Annotated in this window: 12 protein-coding genes and 1 pseudogene; 12 read left to right on the top strand and 1 reads right to left on the bottom strand. The window is 63.0% G+C overall.

What is annotated here, in order from left to right; translation table 11 throughout:
• Positions 1-152: 152 nt before the first annotated feature.
• From ABCW42_RS21705 to ABCW42_RS21695, 3 genes and pseudogenes are all read left to right on the top strand, one after another.
• Positions 153-500 carry a cupin domain-containing protein gene (locus ABCW42_RS21705; protein ID WP_423185025.1) on the top strand — a complete coding sequence of 116 codons (348 nt, stop codon included), beginning with the start codon at positions 153-155 and terminating at the stop codon, positions 498-500.
• Between the two features lie 513 nt (positions 501-1,013).
• A pseudogene (locus ABCW42_RS21700) lies at positions 1,014-3,299 on the top strand (molybdopterin-dependent oxidoreductase).
• Between the two features lie 83 nt (positions 3,300-3,382).
• A complete protein-coding gene (locus tag ABCW42_RS21695; RefSeq protein WP_423185024.1) occupies positions 3,383-4,345 on the top strand; it encodes a 1,4-dihydroxy-2-naphthoyl-CoA synthase in 963 nt (320 codons plus the stop codon).
• A gap of 232 nt (positions 4,346-4,577) precedes the next feature.
• On the opposite strand, the gene ABCW42_RS21690 is transcribed toward ABCW42_RS21695, so the two are convergent.
• Positions 4,578-6,083: a CoA-acylating methylmalonate-semialdehyde dehydrogenase gene (locus ABCW42_RS21690; RefSeq protein ID WP_423185023.1), complete on the bottom strand. Its 1,506-nt coding sequence runs from the start codon at positions 6,081-6,083 to the stop codon at positions 4,578-4,580.
• Between the two features lie 894 nt (positions 6,084-6,977).
• Between ABCW42_RS21690 and ABCW42_RS21685 the strand changes: the two genes are divergently transcribed.
• The 9 genes from ABCW42_RS21685 to ABCW42_RS21645 all read left to right on the top strand — a co-directional run bounded on the left by ABCW42_RS21685 (position 6,978) and on the right by ABCW42_RS21645 (position 16,099).
• A complete protein-coding gene (locus ABCW42_RS21685; protein ID WP_423185022.1) occupies positions 6,978-7,733 on the top strand; it encodes an enoyl-CoA hydratase/isomerase family protein in 756 nt (251 codons plus the stop codon).
• 1 nt (position 7,734) lies between these two features.
• On the top strand, positions 7,735-8,529 hold the full coding sequence (locus tag ABCW42_RS21680) for an enoyl-CoA hydratase/isomerase family protein (protein ID WP_423185021.1): 795 nt from the start codon (positions 7,735-7,737) through the stop codon (positions 8,527-8,529).
• 589 nt (positions 8,530-9,118) lie between these two features.
• On the top strand, positions 9,119-9,877 hold the full coding sequence (locus tag ABCW42_RS21675; protein ID WP_423185020.1) for an SDR family NAD(P)-dependent oxidoreductase: 759 nt from the start codon (positions 9,119-9,121) through the stop codon (positions 9,875-9,877).
• Between the two features lie 177 nt (positions 9,878-10,054).
• Positions 10,055-10,861, top strand: coding sequence for an acyl-CoA thioesterase (locus ABCW42_RS21670; protein WP_423185019.1), 807 nt, complete (start codon positions 10,055-10,057; stop codon positions 10,859-10,861).
• 121 nt (positions 10,862-10,982) lie between these two features.
• Positions 10,983-11,786 carry an enoyl-CoA hydratase-related protein gene (locus ABCW42_RS21665; protein WP_423185018.1) on the top strand — a complete coding sequence of 268 codons (804 nt, stop codon included), beginning with the start codon at positions 10,983-10,985 and terminating at the stop codon, positions 11,784-11,786.
• 16 nt (positions 11,787-11,802) lie between these two features.
• Entirely contained in the window at positions 11,803-12,636 is an 834-nt protein-coding gene (locus ABCW42_RS21660; protein ID WP_423185017.1) for an enoyl-CoA hydratase/isomerase family protein, read from the top strand.
• A 156-nt stretch (positions 12,637-12,792) separates the two neighbouring features.
• Positions 12,793-14,151 (top strand): phenylacetate--CoA ligase family protein, encoded by a 1,359-nt coding sequence (locus ABCW42_RS21655; RefSeq protein ID WP_423185016.1) that lies wholly within the window; start codon positions 12,793-12,795, stop codon positions 14,149-14,151.
• 106 nt (positions 14,152-14,257) lie between these two features.
• Positions 14,258-15,247, top strand: coding sequence for an acryloyl-CoA reductase (locus ABCW42_RS21650; protein WP_423185015.1), 990 nt, complete (start codon positions 14,258-14,260; stop codon positions 15,245-15,247).
• Positions 15,248-15,445: 198 nt separating this feature from the next.
• On the top strand, positions 15,446-16,099 hold the full coding sequence (locus tag ABCW42_RS21645) for a TetR/AcrR family transcriptional regulator (RefSeq protein ID WP_423185014.1): 654 nt from the start codon (positions 15,446-15,448) through the stop codon (positions 16,097-16,099).
• Positions 16,100-16,339: the final 240 nt, after the last annotated feature.

Below are 16,339 nucleotides of genomic sequence, written 5' to 3'. Positions count from 1 at the left end.
GGTCCTGTTTGCCAGCGGGGGTCGCCCGTTCGGCGGGCCCCCGGATGAAATTAGTGCGACACACCATTGTAAATCAATCGAGTGATCGATAGATTATTCGGGGCGGAACCGTCCCGTCTGTTCAAATCAACCTCATTTATAAGGAGACTCTGATGTCCGTATCCATTCTCACCCCATATCTTGCAGGCGCGACCGATGCGGTTCTGGAGGACTGGGGCCCGCTTGAAGAGGCGACCGGCCACGAGATGCAGACCGCCGGCGTCAGCTTGTGGCGAGACGGGGATGCCTCTGCCGGAGTGTGGGAGTGCACCGCAGGACCTTCGCGCTGGGTCCTGGCCGCCCACGAGGTCATTGCGATCGTTGCCGGCCGCATGACGGTGACTCAGGACGGCGGCGAGCCGATCGAGATGTCGGCCGGTGACGTTGCGATCTTCCCGAAGGGATGGTCCGGCGCCTGGGAGGTCCACGAGACGATTCGCAAGGTCTACGCGATCTTCTGATCCCACCTAAGCTGGACCTTCGGGTCGTCCACTAGGCGGGCCTACTTTGACAAGAGAGCCGCCATAGGGACTTCAGTGTCGGGTCGTCCAGCGATTGATCACCACGTCGAGGCCGTTCTGCCCGCAAATCTTCCAGGTGAAGGTGGCCCAGGTGGGTGTCGGGCCCATTCTCAGTAGTGGCAGTGTGCGCGATCGTCGGCGAAGAAGGGAACAAACTTCGCCGACGATCGCGGTGCGGGAGAGCCGGGTGGCAGGTGCCCGGGAGGCTCTTCTGCTGGGGAAGCCTCCGCCATTGGGCCATTGCTGAGCATGGCCGAGCAACCGGCTCTGATAAGGATCGGTCTCCCTCCTGGCCAGGGCATTGGAACTCAGCCCAGGGAATCCGCGGATCTTCGGCTCTTCTCCAATCTCCAGTGGCCTCGTTACGGCCTATTATCCGACCACCCATCACGAGCGCCTATCAGCGTCGTCCGGCAAATCTTGCGTCGGAACGCGGGCCAGGAGCGGGAAGACATGCCAACTCATCTGACGCACTGGGGAGCCTTCGAAGCCGAAAGCGACGGGCGGTCCCTGTCCTCCGTCAGGCCGTGGTCGGGCGATCCTGACCCCCGGGATATTTACGCAAACACGGCCTCGGCGCAGCACCATCCGACGAGGGTCCTGCGCCCGGCAATCCGGAAAGGGTGGCTGGACAACGGACCCGGAGCGAGCGAAGCGCGCGGAAGTGAGCCATTCGTAGAGGTTTCCTGGGACAAAGCCATCCAACTCGTGGGCGATGAGCTCGGGCGCGTCTACAGGGACCATGGTCCGTCGGCGGTTTACGGCGGCACATACGGCTGGGCCAGCGCAGGCAGGTTCCACCATGCCCAGAGCCAGGTCCACCGATTCCTCAACACATTGGGCGGCTACGTGGCCGGGGTCAGCAACTACAGCTACGGTGCATCCGGCATCCTGCTGCCGCATGTCATAGGGACCAGCCCGGACGAGGTCATGGCGAAAGCAACGTCATGGGAAGTGCTCAGCGAAACGACGGACCTCTTCATCGCGTTCGGGGGTCTGTCGGAGAAGAACAGCGGCATAGGGCCCGGCGGCGTCGGAAGGCACGTCGCACGCGCTGCAATCGAGAAGGCCGTAGCCCGCGGATGCCGCTTCATCGACATCACGCCGATCTCCGACGACACTTACGCGGAGGCGAAGGCGGAATGGCTGGCCCCGATCCCCGGAAGTGACTCTGCCTTGATGCTGGCGATCGCTTTCGTGCTCGACGCCGAAGGCCTCGCCGATCACGACTTCCTCTCCCGCTACTGCGTTGGAACCGAGGTATTCCTGAGCTATGTCCGCGGCGAAGCGGACGGAGTGCCGAAGAGCCCCGGCTGGGCCGAGCGCCTCACGTCCGTTCCGGCCGGGAGGATCGCCCGGCTCGCCCGGGAGATGGCCAGCAGCCGAACGCTGATCAACCTCAGCTCGTCGATGCAGCGCCAGCACCACGGGGAACAGCCCATCTGGCTCGGAGTGACACTGGCCGCGATGCTCGGACAGATCGGACTGCCAGGAGGAGGGTTCCAGCACGGATACGGCTCGTCCGCCGATGTGGGACTGCCGCTCCGGGTCGCAGGCCCGCCCTCGCTGCCCCAAGGACGAAACCTCGAAATGAGCGGCATTCCTGTTGCGAGGATCTCCGACATGCTCCTACATCCGGGCAACGAGATTGATTTCGACGGACGTCGGATCACCCTGCCCAAGATCGACCTCGTCTACTGGGCCGGGGAAAACCCTTTCCATCACGTCAGGATCTTGCCCGGCTGCGTCGGGCATTTACTCGTCCCTCCAGCGTCATCGTCCACGAGCAGTTCTGGACGAGCAGCGCACGGCACGCTGATGTCGTGCTGCCGGCAACCATGTCCTTCGAACGCGACGACTACGCGGCCGGCCGCAACGACCCAACCTTCTTCCCGATGCACGCGCTCACCCGGCCTGCAGGAGAGGCCCGCGACGACTACGCCATCTTCGCAGCGTTGGCCGAGTACCTGGGCCAAGCGGAAGAGTTCACAGAAGGTCGAAGCACTCTGGAATGGCTCCGCTACCTCTACGAAGGATGGCAAGCGCGACTCAGAGACAAGGGATTCAAAATCGTGGACTTCGACACGTTCTGGAACAGCGAGAAGATGGAGATCCCGATCATCGACCAGAACCAGGCCCTTCTCTCAGATTCCGACAAGACCCCGAAATCAATCCACTCAAAACGCCAAGTGGGAAGATCGAAATCTATTCCTCGACCATCGCGGCTTCGGCTATTCGGATTGCCCAGGCCACCCCGTATGGATCGAGCCTGAGGAGTGGCTGGGAAACCCGGGGGCATACCCGCTCCAGCTGATCGCCAACCAGCCGAAGACCCGCCTCCACAGCCAGCTGGACATCGGGACAACCAGCCAGAATTCAAAGATCAAGCGCCGGGAGCCGCTTCGCATGCACCCCGAGGACGCAGCAGCGCGCAATTTATCGGAGGGCGACGTGGTAAGGGTCTACAACGACCGCGGGAGCTGCCTCGCCGGCCTAGTCGTGTCGCCGTCGCTCAGGCGCGGCGTGGCACAGCTCTCCACGGGGGCCTGGTACGACCCCTCGCCTGACGACGCATCATTCTGCCGCCACGGCAATCCGAATGTGCTGACTGCAGACAGGCCAGCTTCAAGTCTCTCTCAGGCAGCCTCAGCCCAGCACACACTTGTTGAGGTCGAGAAGTGGGAGGGCAAGATCCCCCGGACCACAGTCACCCACGCCCCCACGCTCTTGCCATCATGAACCGGCGGCCTCAACACCCACTGGAGGGGCTCGATCTGCCCTGCGCTCGGCCCCACGCCCAACGACCGTCGAGGTTTTCGGGCGTGACACCCACTGACCTGCCCACGTTGCCCGCGAAAGTTTCCGATGTCTTCGACCCCACCCGCTGGCGCGTCGTAGAGGGCTTCGACTTCGCTGACCTCACCTACCACCGGCAGGTTGACCGGGCAGCCGACGGCAGGATCGTGCGCGACCTGCCCACCGTCCGGATCGCGTTCAACCGGCCTGAAGTGCGCAACGCATTCCGCCCTGGCACCGTGGACGAGCTCTACCGCGCTATGGACCACGCCCGCATGACGCCTGACGTCGCGGCCGTGCTGCTCACTGGCAACGGCCCGTCCCCCAAGGACAGCGGTCACGCATTCTGCTCGGGCGGCGACCAGCGGATCCGTGGACGGGAGGGCTGCAAGTACGCATCCGGGGACACTGCCGAGACGATCGATCCCGCCCGCGCCGGCCGGCTCCACATTCTCGAGGTCCAGCGTCTCATCCGGACCATGCCCAAGGTGGTCATCGCCGTCGTCAACGGCTGGGCGGCGGGGGGTGGGCACTCGCTCCACGTGGTCGCGGACTTGACGATCGCGTCCCGCGAGCACGGTAGGTTCAAGCAGACGGACGCGACCGTGGGCTCGTTCGACGCCGGATACGGCTCGGCGCTCCTGGCCCGCCAGATCGGGCAGAAGAGCGCGCGGGGGATCTTCTTTCTGGCCCGCGAGTACTCTGCCGAGGAGATGGTCGCAATGGGCGCGGTCAACGAGGCCGTCACTCATGCACGCTTGGAGGAGCTTGCGCTCGAGTACGCAGAGGACATCGCACGCCAGTCCCCCCAGGCCGTCCGAATGCTCAAGTTGGCATTCAACCTCGCCGACGACGGCCTCGCAGGCCAGCAGGTCTTCGCAGGCGAAGCCACTCGCCTCGCATACATGACGGACGAGGCAGTCGAAGGCCGTGATGCGTTCTTGGAGAAACGCGCCCCCGACTGGTCGGGCTTCCCGTACTACTACTGACTGGGGGAGGGCGGACACCGAGGGTGCGGCCCAGCGGCACACCCTCGCGGAACCGGGTCAACGCGGAGGGCCTGGCCGAGCGGCCAGAATCCGGCGCAGCGCGCCTCGAGCTGGGGGCCGGCGTCTAGTTCCTGAGACGCAGGACGGGCCCCGGGACGCCTGAGCGCCCGGGACCCGTCAGTTGGGTGGGGGAGGCCGGTAGGCCGGCAGGATGCTGGCCTTCAGCAATCCGTCAGTTCTGCGGGAAGCCGAGGTTGATGCCGCCATGGCTGGGGTCGAGCCAGCGGGAAGTGATGGCCTTCTCGCGGGTATAGAAGTGGAAGCCTTGGGCGCCGTAGGCTTTAGTGTCGCCGAAGATGGAGTCCTTGAAGCCGCCGAAGGAGTGGTAGGCGACAGGGACGGGGATTGGGACGTTGACGCCGATCATGCCAACCTCAACCTCGGTCTGGAAGCGGCGGGCCGCTCCGCCGTCGTTGGTGAAGATCGCGGTGCCGTTGCCGTAGGCGCTCGAGTTGATCAGCTCCAGGCCCTCCTCGTAGCTGCGCACGCGCACCACCGACAGGACCGGACCAAAAATCTCGTCCTGGTACACCTTCGAGGTCACCGGGACCTCGTCGATGAGCGTTGGACCGAGCCAGAAGCCCTCCGCTGCGCCATCGGCGACGATGCTGCGGCCGTCGATGACGACCCTGGCGCCGTCGGCCTCGGCGGTGTCGATGTAGGAGGCTACTTTGTCGCGGTGCTGGGCGGTAACGAGCGGGCCCATGTCGCAGTTGCGGCGGCCGTCACCGATCTTCAGGGTGGCGACGCGCTCCTGAATCTTCCCGATCAGGGCGTCGGCGACGGGTTCGACGGCGACGATCACGCTGATGGCCATGCACCGCTCGCCCGCGGAGCCGAAGCCGGCGTTGACCGCGGCGTCGGCGGTGAGGTCCAGGTCCGCGTCGGGCAGGACCAGCATGTGGTTCTTGGCGCCGCCGAGGGCCTGGACGCGCTTGCCATTGCGGGCGGCGGTTTCGTAGATGTAGCGGGCGATCGGTGTGGATCCGACAAAGGAGATCGCCTTGACCTCGGGATGCTCGAGGAGCCCGTCGACAGCTTCCTTGTCGCCGTGCAGGACGTTGAAGACCCCGTCGGGAAGGCCGGCTTCGGTGAAGAGGGCGGCGAGCCAGTTCGCCGCCGAAGGGTCCTTTTCGCTGGGTTTGAGGACGACGGTGTTGCCGGCGGCGATAGCGATCGGGAGGAACCACAGCGGGACCATGGCAGGGAAGTTGAACGGGCTGATGATGCCGACGACGCCCAGGGGAGCCTTGGTGGAGTAGACGTCGACGCCGGTGGAGACGTTCTCTGAATGCTCGCCTTTGATCAGGTGCGGGAAGCCGGTGGCCAGCTCCACGACCTCGAGGCCCCGGGAAATCTCTCCGGCGGCGTCGGAGACGACCTTGCCGTGCTCGGAGGTGATGATCTCTGCCAGCTCTCCCTTGCGCTCGTTAAGCAGTTCGCGGACGCGGAAGAGGATCTGCTGGCGTTTGGTTATCGACAGATCGCGCCAGGCCGGGAAGGCCTTCTGCGCCGACGAGATTGCGGACTCGATGTCCTGGGCCGAGGCGAGGGAGACCAGCTTCGTCTCCACGCCGAGGGCCGGGTCGAATACGGGGGCGGTCCGCTCGCCTGCGGATGGGTATTCCTTCCCGCCGATCCAGTGGGGGACGACGGGCAGGTCCTGGGTTTCAGTCACAAGGTTCTCTTTTCCGGTGGTACGAAGTGCGTTTTCCCACCGTACGAGGAATCGTTCGGCAGACAGAGTAGACATTCGTCCTATCGCCGCAATTTCACTTGACATATGTATATGGGGTTATCGGGGTCGGCCGGCCGTACCTTGAGGATGGCATTCAGCGACGCATGCCCAAACCCAAGGAGAAGAGATGAAGCGGCGAGACCTGTACCCCCGCACCCTGGAAGTCAAGACTCGTGCCGAAACGTCCGCTAGGACGGGTGAACACTGCCCGTCCACAGGCTGGTGGGCGGCCGAACCCGATGCGGCAGTGAAGGACCCGACGTTCTTCGTCCGCGGCAGCCTGATGCCGGCCTCAGCAGGACAGGCATCCTCCTGGAAGCGAGTGGCCCCGTGGGATCCCCGGGGGGGCGTGACATCGCCGGAGCCAGGCTAATCCGGCCCAGGCCCCGGCCTGGCCGTGGAAGCGCGGTTGCCTTAGCCCGCGGTGGGCAATGCCCTCGCGCACCCGCTGCACCTTGGCCACGATGAGCATGCCCCTCGAATCTTCGGAGCAGACCCCACCGGGAGGGATGCGTGCCGGGCGGGCAGGTGTAGGACAGCGCCCATGTTCATGAGCACGTGACCCAAACCTGGGCGGGCCACGTGGTGGTCGGTCCGGCTACACACTATCTACCGAACGATCGAAAGATTCGGTATGCTGTTGTGACGAGGCCCCCCATGCAGAGAGGCATGACTCAACGTGAAGGACATGGCGCTCGGGTGCAGGGGGTTCTCGTCACTGGTCCGTCGCGGCCCGCGAAGGCGTTCCAAATCCTTGACGGAACCTCGCAGATTCAGCAAGACATTATTGCTCGTTACATAAAAGGAACGAGTTCCCAACAACGATCGGTTGGTATGAAGATGGCAGGCAACGACGCGGTTAGTGTCACGCGGAACTCCAAGGTTTGGACGGTCACGATCAGCCGCCCCGAGCGGCGAAATGCGCTCGACGACCACACAATCGACTCCTTGATGGGCACGATCAAGGAGGCCGAAGCCGGTGGCGACGTCGCTGGCCTCATCATCACAGGTGCGGGTGACCGGGCCTTCTGCGCCGGCTCGGACCTCAAGGCGCTAGCGGGCCTGAACCGCAGCGAGGCAGCCCGGCACACCCGCATGGGGCAGCTGCTCATGGACGCGATCGAAACGAGTTCGTTGATCACGGTCGCCGCGGTCGAGGGCTTCGCATTAGGCGGCGGCTTCGAGCTGGCGCTTGCCTGCGATCTCATCGTTGCCGGATCCTCCGCCACGTTCGGCCTGCCCGAACTCTCGAAGGGAATGGTTCCAGCCTGGGGCGGGACGTACAGACTCTCTCGTGCCATCGGCCTCAACCCTGCGCGAGCCGTAATCCTGGGCGGGCGCCGTCTCGATGCTGGCACTGCCCACGCGCTTGGCCTGGTGACTGCTATCGCGGAGGATGGGTCGACTGTCTCTGTCGCCCGCGACCTGCTCTCGGTTGTTCTCCAGCACGTCGAGCCATCCGTGATCGGAATCGTAAAACAAATGCTCCTAAGCGGCGCCGTTGCGGACGGTGCCAGCGCCAGCCTGGCCGAGCGGCTGACGGAGACGATGCTTTCCTTCGCGAGCGACTACGGAGTCGAACGGGTGTGACATGATCGAAGGCATTTCTGCCGCCCCAGACCTTGTCCTCGAATCACATGAGGGAAGCGTGTGGACCGTGGGCTTGAACCGGCCCGCGAAAGTTAACGCCCTCACCAAAGACCTGTTGGAGTCGATCGTTGTCGCACTCGACGAGCTGACCAAACTGGGTGCCCGAGCTATCGTTCTGCATGGCTGCGGACGAGCCTTCAGTGCCGGGGGAGATGTGCGGGCAATCCAGGCGATGTCCACCGATGCTGAACGCGAGGACTACCTGCGGTGCTACGCCCGCGTCGGCGACGCGATCGCGGCGGCACCGTTCCCCGTCATTGCCGCACTGCACGGCGCCGTCTATGGAGGTGGGCTCGAACTGGCCTGCGTCGCCGACTTTCGGGTCGTCGATATCGACGCAAAACTCTGCGCCGCTGATATCGCGATCGGCCTCATACCCTCAGGTGGCCTGACCTGGAGACTGCCCCGGCTGATCGGTCCCGGCCGTGCCTCGTGGATGCTGTTCACTAACGCGGTCCTTGATGGGGCCACCTCGGTCCAACTCGGACTGTGTGACGTGCTCAGTGCTCAGGAGGACGCCCTCGGAACAGCGCTGCAGCTTGCTCGTTCTGCATCGCAATTCGCAGGCCACGCCCTCGCCTCCACCAAGCAGGCCTTGCGTCAGGCCGAAGAGGGGCCGCTCGCGGCCTCCGTCGCCTTCGAGATTGAGGCGAACGTTCTGGGGCTGCGAAGGCCTGATGTCGTTGCAACGCTGCAGGCAAAATTTCCCCCAAAGCAAGCAAGCGGTCAGTCATGACATCGAGTGACCGGCCAACTTGAAGACACCGGGATTCCTCGTGCGAACGCCGTGGGATAAACAGCCGACGTCAGCAGACCAGGCGCAGCCCTTGATCATCACCTGCGCGGCGTGCGTCGTCCCCAAAGTAGCGCCCTAATTCCGTGCACCGCCCGGCACGCAGACTCGACCAGCGAGGTAGGCCGACCCTGATGAGTGCTAGGTGCGCCCAGCCTCACCGCTTGATCTACGTGGCGTCGCCGGCTTCTCCTCATGTTCCTAAAAGGAATATCATCCGCCCTCCGCTGACGTGTGTGATCAGATCGCCCAGTATCTCCACCCTCGCCGCGGACTTCGATTCGCGCTATTTCGGCGAGTCCTGCGCATTAAACGCAGGGCGCGTCGGGAAATGGCGGCCGTTCGAAATGACTGCACGGCCTGGGCGATCCCTGGGACAGGAGCCGTATCGCACTCCGGTCTGATCGTCTCCCTGCGCCTGCATGACCCGCTTCTCAGGTGGAGTCAGTTCGCATCAGAATAATCTAGCGAACGATCGACAGATGGGTTACTCTGGTCACACAATCCCCCCAACGAAAGGATCTGGGATCTAATGCGTGAGCCGACTCTTCGCGGAAAGCGAGTGATCATCACAGGCGCTGCTTCAGGTATGGGACGTGCCCTGGCTGAACTGGCCGTCGAGCAAGGGGCCTCTGTGGCACTGCTCGACATCAACGAGACAGGTCTAAAGGAGACCGCAAACAACTTTCCCCCTGAGAAGGTCACCACGGCGGTGACCGACCTGACCCAGTGGGAGTCCGTCGAGAGCGCCGTCGCCACCAGTGTTGAGGCCCTTGGTGGACTCGATGCGGTATGCAACGTTGCCGGATGGGACGAACCCAGCCCCTTCTGGGAGCAGTCGCTCGACTTCTGGGAAAAGATCGTCGCGATCAACCTGTGGGGAACTCTCTACATGTGCCGCGCAACCGTTCCGATCTTGAGGGAACAGGGCTTCGGGACGATCGTGAATGTCGCCTCCGATGCCGGCCGCGTCGGCAGCAAGGGTGAAACCGTCTATGCAGCTGCCAAGGGTGGCGTCATGGCCCTCACGAAGTCGCTCGCCCGCGAGCTCGCCCCCTCCGGCGTTACCACGAACTGCGTTTGCCCCGGCCCCATGATGACGCCGCTTTTGCAGGCCGAGATGGAGTCGTCGCCGAAGCTCATCGAGAAGCTGGTGCGCGCGATCCCTATGCGACGCGTGGCAGATCCGTCCGACCCCGCCGGCGTGGTCGCGTTCCTCGCCAGCGACGCCGCGAGCTACATGACCGGGCAGGTCGTGAGCGTCTCCGGCGGCCTCACCATGGTGGGTTGAGAAAAGCCGTCGCCGCCGCCAGCTGTCCCGCGCGACAGCTTGACTCGTGAAAGTGGACACGCCGGGTGGCTGGCACGACCTTCCTCGGGCTGAACCTGGGTTCTCGGGCGTGTCCACATCACGGGGTCAAATCCCCTGGCTTCTACCGACACAAATGAGAGTTGAACTGGTAGCGAAATGAACGATTCCCGCTGTCTCGACGCGGCGGCCAACTTCACCGAGTTGATGCAACTGAAGTCGGTTGGCAGCGACGCTTTCGAGTCCACCCTCAGTGGACCGACTGAGGGCTCTGAACGTCCCTCCATCTATGGCGGACAGATCGCGGCACAGTGCTTGGTCGCCGCCGGGCGCACGGTTGACTCCTTGAGCCGTCACCCCCACGCCGTGCATTGCCGATTCACATCGCCGGGCGACCCCGCGTTGCCGATCCGCTTTGATATCCTCCGGGACCACGACGGAAACAGCTTCTCTTCCCGTCGCGTCACCGCCTCGCAAGGGGGAAGGCCCCTATGCACGGTCTCGGCCGGCTTTGTCGCCGATCGCGGACGAGCCTGGTTCGAGCAGGCCGTCGAAGCGCCGCCCGTCGAATCGCCCACAGCGATGGGTCCAACTACCTTAGGCAAGCTCATCTCATTTGAGGGCCGGGTTCCAGGTCCGGCGAATCCGAGAATGGAGCGTCCGGCACGGTTCTGGGTCCGGGCCTCAGACACCCTGTCCGACGCCCCCCTCATACATGCGAGCGGGCTGCTGTACGTGTCCGACGTCGCTCCTGGCTCACCGTCAGCGCCGGACGGAACATCGACACCTCGAGCGAGCCTTGACCACGCCGTGTGGTTCCACGGGCCCATCAACCTCAACGACTGGCTCCTGGTCGACCTCACGCACGTGCTGACTGCCCGCGGCCGCACCTTTTACGACGGGCGGATCTTCGATTCGGGGGGTGCCCTGATCGGCTCCGTCACGCAGGAGGAGCTGTTCTATTAACCGTGGGCAAGAGCCTGGCGTTCTGCGGTTGACATGGCTCACATTGTGATTCAGGCTATATATCGAACGATCGAGAGATAAGCGGCGAAAGGTGCCGCTCCACTACGAGCAAGGAGGAAAGATGTCAGGGAATTTCGACGACATTCTGTACGATGTCACGGACGGAATCGCCACCATTACCATCAACCGTCCTGAAGTGCTCAATGCCTTCCGGGTTAAGACCGTCAATGAGTTAATCCTGGCCTTCCGCCGCGCGGACGCAGACCCATCCGTCGGTGCGATCATCTTCACGGGAGCAGGGGATCGTGCTTTCTCCGCAGGCGGCGACCAGAAGGAACGCTCACACACGGGACACGAGCGCGACGTTGAGACAGGGGAGCTCGCAAGGGATCAGGATCTGCACGCTGCCATCCGCGGCACCGGCAAACCGGTCATCGCCGCAGTCAACGGTTACGCCATCGGCGGTGGCCATGTTCTCCACGTGATCTGTGACATCACTTTGGCGGCAGACACCGCGACCTTCGGTCAAGTCGGACCTAAGGTCGGAAGTTTTGACGCTGGCTACGGAACGATCTACCTCGCCCGTGTCGTTGGCGAAAAGCGGGCCCGGGAGATCTGGTACTTCACGCGCCGCTACACCGCGGAGGAAGCATTCCAGATGGGCCTGGTGAACAAGGTCGTTCCGGCTGCCGAACTCATGACGGTCGCTCGGGAATGGGCGACAGAACTTCTGGAAAAGAGCCCGACGGCGCTCCGGTTTCTCAAGCATTCCTTCAACTCGGACACGGCCAGCGCCGGTGGTATGGGAGCGGTCGCCTTCGCCGCGCTCGAGCTCTATCAGGACACCGAGGAGGCGACTGAGGGTGTCCGGGCCTTCAGCGATAAGCGGACAGTCGACTACTCGCCGTACCGTCGTCAGAGCTGATTGAAGGGAATTTACAGTGGAAACAGACCTCCCAGTTACGGATGAAGCAGTCCGGACAACGATCGACGATCAAGTCGCGACCATCACAATAAATCGGCCGCGTAAGCTGAACGCCATCAACGGCGCCGTGATCTCGGCGATGTCCGAGGCGCTCGACCGGGTTGAGGCCGACGACGATGTCCGGGTCGTCGTCATCACCGGGGCCGGAAAGAACTTCTCGGCGGGCTACGATATCGCCAACAGTTCGGTCGTAGCCTCCGAGGACAGCGCTCAGGCGCATAGGTTCCTATCCGCCGAGGCCGCGCTCACCATGAAGTTGTGGGCTCTGAACAAGCCAACCATCGCCGCCGTTGACGGATGGTGCCTTGCCGGAGGTTTTGATACCGTCCTGGCGTGTGACATGGTCGTGGCGACAGAGCGTGCCCAGTTCGGCATGCCGGAGATCCGCTACGGTTCCGGGCCGGTTACGCTCCTTCTTCCCTACATGTTGGGTCATAAGCTGTCGAACGAAATCTTCTTCACCGGGGACAGCTTCCCGGCTGAGCGGGCACTGCAGCTCGGCCTGGTGAATCGGGTCGTTCCCGACGACGCGCTGGAATCCTCCGTGCAGGCGCTGGCCGACAAGGTAAAGCCAACTCCGCTCCCCATCTTGAAATTCACCAAGCTCGGCCTCTTGCGGGCCTATGAATCGATGGGTCTGCGGCAGGGAGTACAGGCAAACCTGGATCTTTCGGCGATCCTCAACAAGGCCATCACAGAGGAAGGCGCGGAGTTCTTCCGCATCGTGCAGGCAGAAGGCCTGGGAGCGGCCTTGAAATGGCGCGACGCCCGCTACGGCGCCAAGCTTTAAGGTCCCGCAGAGCCCCATCCGGTTCTCCATTGGATCTCCATCCGGGTGGGGTCCTGCGCAGTTAGTTTTGAACACCGCCTGATGGGGATTTCCCGCAGACGGCCACCATTTGAATCGTGCAGCTATCTTAATGAAGCCCTCTAGAAGGAATATGAAATGTCCATTGATCGTCGTGGCGACCGCGTGACGGAACAGCGTTTCTATCGGCCTGAGTTCGAGCAGGCCGATCCCGCGGCGATTCGCCAGTACCAGGAGAAGAAAGTCCTCGACCTGGTCCGCCGCGTGTGGGCCACCAACGAATTCTTCCGCACCCGGTGGGCCGAGGCCGGCGTTGATGTGGAGTCCCTGAACTCGCTTGACGATGTCCAGAAGGCAATCCCACTTATCGAGAAAAAGGACTTCGTTCGAGACCAGCTGGAGGCACCACCCTTCGGCAAACGCATCGAGCCTGCTTTGCGTCAGAAGGAGCCACTGGACTTCTACACCACAAGCGGCACGAGCGGGCAGGGAACAGAAATCCATGCGCAAACGCGCAGCGAACTCGCTTCCATGGTCGACTCCTACCGATACGGGCTGACCTGGAGCGGTTTGACGCGCGGCGACACTGTTGCTCTGACCATCCCGATCACCATGTTTGCCGGCGGCCGCTGTGAGATGCAGGGCGCCGAGGGGCACGGACTGTCGGTCCTCCCGATCGGCAACTACGACGCACACCGCAAACTGACGGTCATCGAACAGTTCCGCCCCAAGGCGCTGATGGGTTCCACAAGCTACTTTGCGCACCTCGCGTCTTTGCATAACGATCCGAGTTCACTCGGTGTAAGCACGCTGCTGACCGGACTTGAAGGCGCAAGCCTCTCCTACATCCACCGTCTGGAGGATGACTGGAACGCCACGGCCTATGACCGTTTCGGCTGCGCACAGATGCGAACAGATTTCATGTTCAACTGTGAACACGGTGTTGGAACGGACGACCGTCCCGGTCTTTTGCACAACATCTCTCCGAATGTGTGGCTTGAGGTCATCAACCCGGAAACCGGCGAGCACGTGGAGGACGGTGAATACGGCGAGATGGTCGTGACCAGTCTTTACAACACCGAGACCCCGCTCATCCGATGCCGGCTTCGCGACGGCGCCTTGTATCGAGAGGGCGCCTACTGCCCGTGTGGGCGGCCCTTCTCCGGCGTCGAACAAGGCAGCATCTCGCGCATCGACGACGTCAAGAAGATCAAGGGAGTGAACGTCTACCCGCAGGCCCTTGATGACGTCGTACTCGCACTTCCCGAGGTCGACGAGTACGAGGTCCTATTGACCTCCAAGACGGACGCAACAGACGTCGCCACGATTACGCTCATGCTCAAGAACGGTGTCCCCGAGGACCGCCGTGAGGCCCTGGTCTCCTCGGCAGCCAAATCAATCCATGGCAAGCTCGGAATTAACTTCCAGGTTCAGGTCGGGACAGTAGCCCGCAGCGAATACAAAGTCCGCCGCTGGCGCGACGAGCGCGTCCGATAGCGCTCATTCACCGTTCGCTGACCGTGTGCCGTGGCCCGGCGCCCGCTCTGATGCGTGCAAATTGGCGCGCACCCATCAACGCAGCTAAGCAAACAAGGAGGATTACATGTCGAATAACTACCGGGCGTTTGTCGCCGGAACCGACAAGGGTGCATATGTCCGCGGCGTCCGTGAGGTCGCGCAGGCGGACCTACCAGAGGGGAGCGTCCGGGTTCGAGTCGCCTACTCGGACGTGAACTACAAGGACCACCTCGCAGCATCCGAGAACGGCCGCGTGGCACGCATCGACCCGATCATTCCCGGAATCGATTTTGCGGGCGAGATCATCCAAAGCAAGGCTTCCGAGTGGTCGAGCGGCGACGTCGTCCTGGCGCACGGTTACGACATCGGTGTCTCCCGCGACGGAGGGTTCGCCGAAGAAGCAATCGTGCCGAGTGAGTGGCTCGTACGGCTGCCCAAGACCATGACCGCTCGGCGAGCCGTCACGATCGGCACGGCAGGTTTCACCGCAGGCCTTTCAGTGCAGGCAATCCTCGATGCCGGCATCAAACCCTCGGCAGGTCCGGTGTTGGTCACGGGTGCAACCGGCGGAGTCGGAAGTGTGGCCATCGCCCTGCTTTCCCAACTCGGCTACACCGTTGTCGCCAGCACCGGGCGCGTGGAACGCGCCGATTGGCTGACCCAGCTCGGCGCCAGCGAGGTCATTGACCGTCTTCCCTCCGATGCCAAACCGCTTGGCCGAGAGACTTGGGCGGCCGCGGTCGACAGCGTGGGCGGGACAACACTGCACGCCGCACTTGCCGGAGTGCGGTACGGCGGCATCGTCGCCGCCAGCGGGAACACCGGCGGGATGAAACTGGACACGACCGTCTTCCCGTTCATCCTAAGGGCGGTGAGCCTGGTTGGCATCGACTCCGTCCAGTGCCCGATGTCGGTCCGACAGGACACATGGGACTGGATTGCCGCAACCCTCGATGAGCGCCACTATGACCTGCTCGCCGGCGAAGTCGTCAACCTGGACGGCGTCGACGATGCCTTGCAGCGAATCGCCTCGGGATCCGCTGAGGGCCGCACACTGGTGGAGCTCGCCAACTAGCTCCTGTCACGGCTTCTGTCGGAGCGCGGAAAGACCCGCCACTACCGCGCTCCGACAGGCTCACGAACCACGCCTCAATCGAACGTTCGGTGAGCGATTCTTGCTAAGATACAACGGAGGGCGTGCTCCACGACACAACAGCGTAGTGCCTCCGCGGGATCAACGGGATCCCGCGCCTACCTAGAAGGGAGTGTGACAATGCCAAGGCCGAAGAAAGCCGAACAAAACGGTCGCGCAACGGGCGAACTGATCTATGAGGCCTCAGTCGAGCTTATGCATGACCGCGGTTTCCATGGCACCTCAATGCGAGACGTTGCCAAAGAGGTCGGCATCCAAATGTCAACGCTCTACTACTACTACGAGAGCAAGCAGGCTCTCCTGTACTACATCATGACGCGCGTGACGAACGCACTCGCTGACATGGTGCGCGCGTCGATCTCAACGGAGACCGACCCGATTTCACAGTTGGAGAGCGCCGTTACAGCCCACATCGAGTTTCACGCGCGCCAGCCAAAAGAAGCCCACGTCGCCGAAACAGAACTGCGCTATCTCGAGCCGGACAAGCTCAAATCCGTCATCGAGGTTCGCGACGAATACGAAGAAATCTTCGCCTCCATCCTGCGAGCAGGGCAAGCGACCGGCGACTTCGCCCCTGTCGACATTCGAATCGCGGTGCGAGCCATGCTTGTCTCACTCACCGACGTCGCGACCTGGTTCAAACCCGGCGGCCGCCTCAAGTTGGATGAGGTTTCGGCGTTCTACCGTCAGATCTTCATCGAAGGCGTGAAGGTTCGATCTCGTGGTGCTCTCAATCAGGACTGGGCGGTAGAACGCGCTGAGGCCCCTATCTAGCAATGGATCTCAGCGTTTGCCCTTGACCCGAGAAAAATGGGCATGCCGGAGTCGACCCCAGCCGTCTGAGGAAGCGGACCGGTTTGAAAATTTAACCCGGCGCTTCGGCCGGTACCACCCGAGCCCCGGGCAAACGACAGAACCACGCCGTCATCGCCCGCCCCACACCGCGACGACGCTCTGTTCGCAGTGATCTGCGGCGGGCGTTTGTTTGATGAAATCCGTAGCGCTACGGCCAAC

It is taken from the genome of Arthrobacter sp. NyZ413, assembly GCF_049390645.1.
In the GTDB taxonomy this organism is placed as follows: domain Bacteria; phylum Actinomycetota; class Actinomycetes; order Actinomycetales; family Micrococcaceae; genus Arthrobacter.
This window is presented reverse-complemented; position numbering and strand designations above follow the sequence as displayed.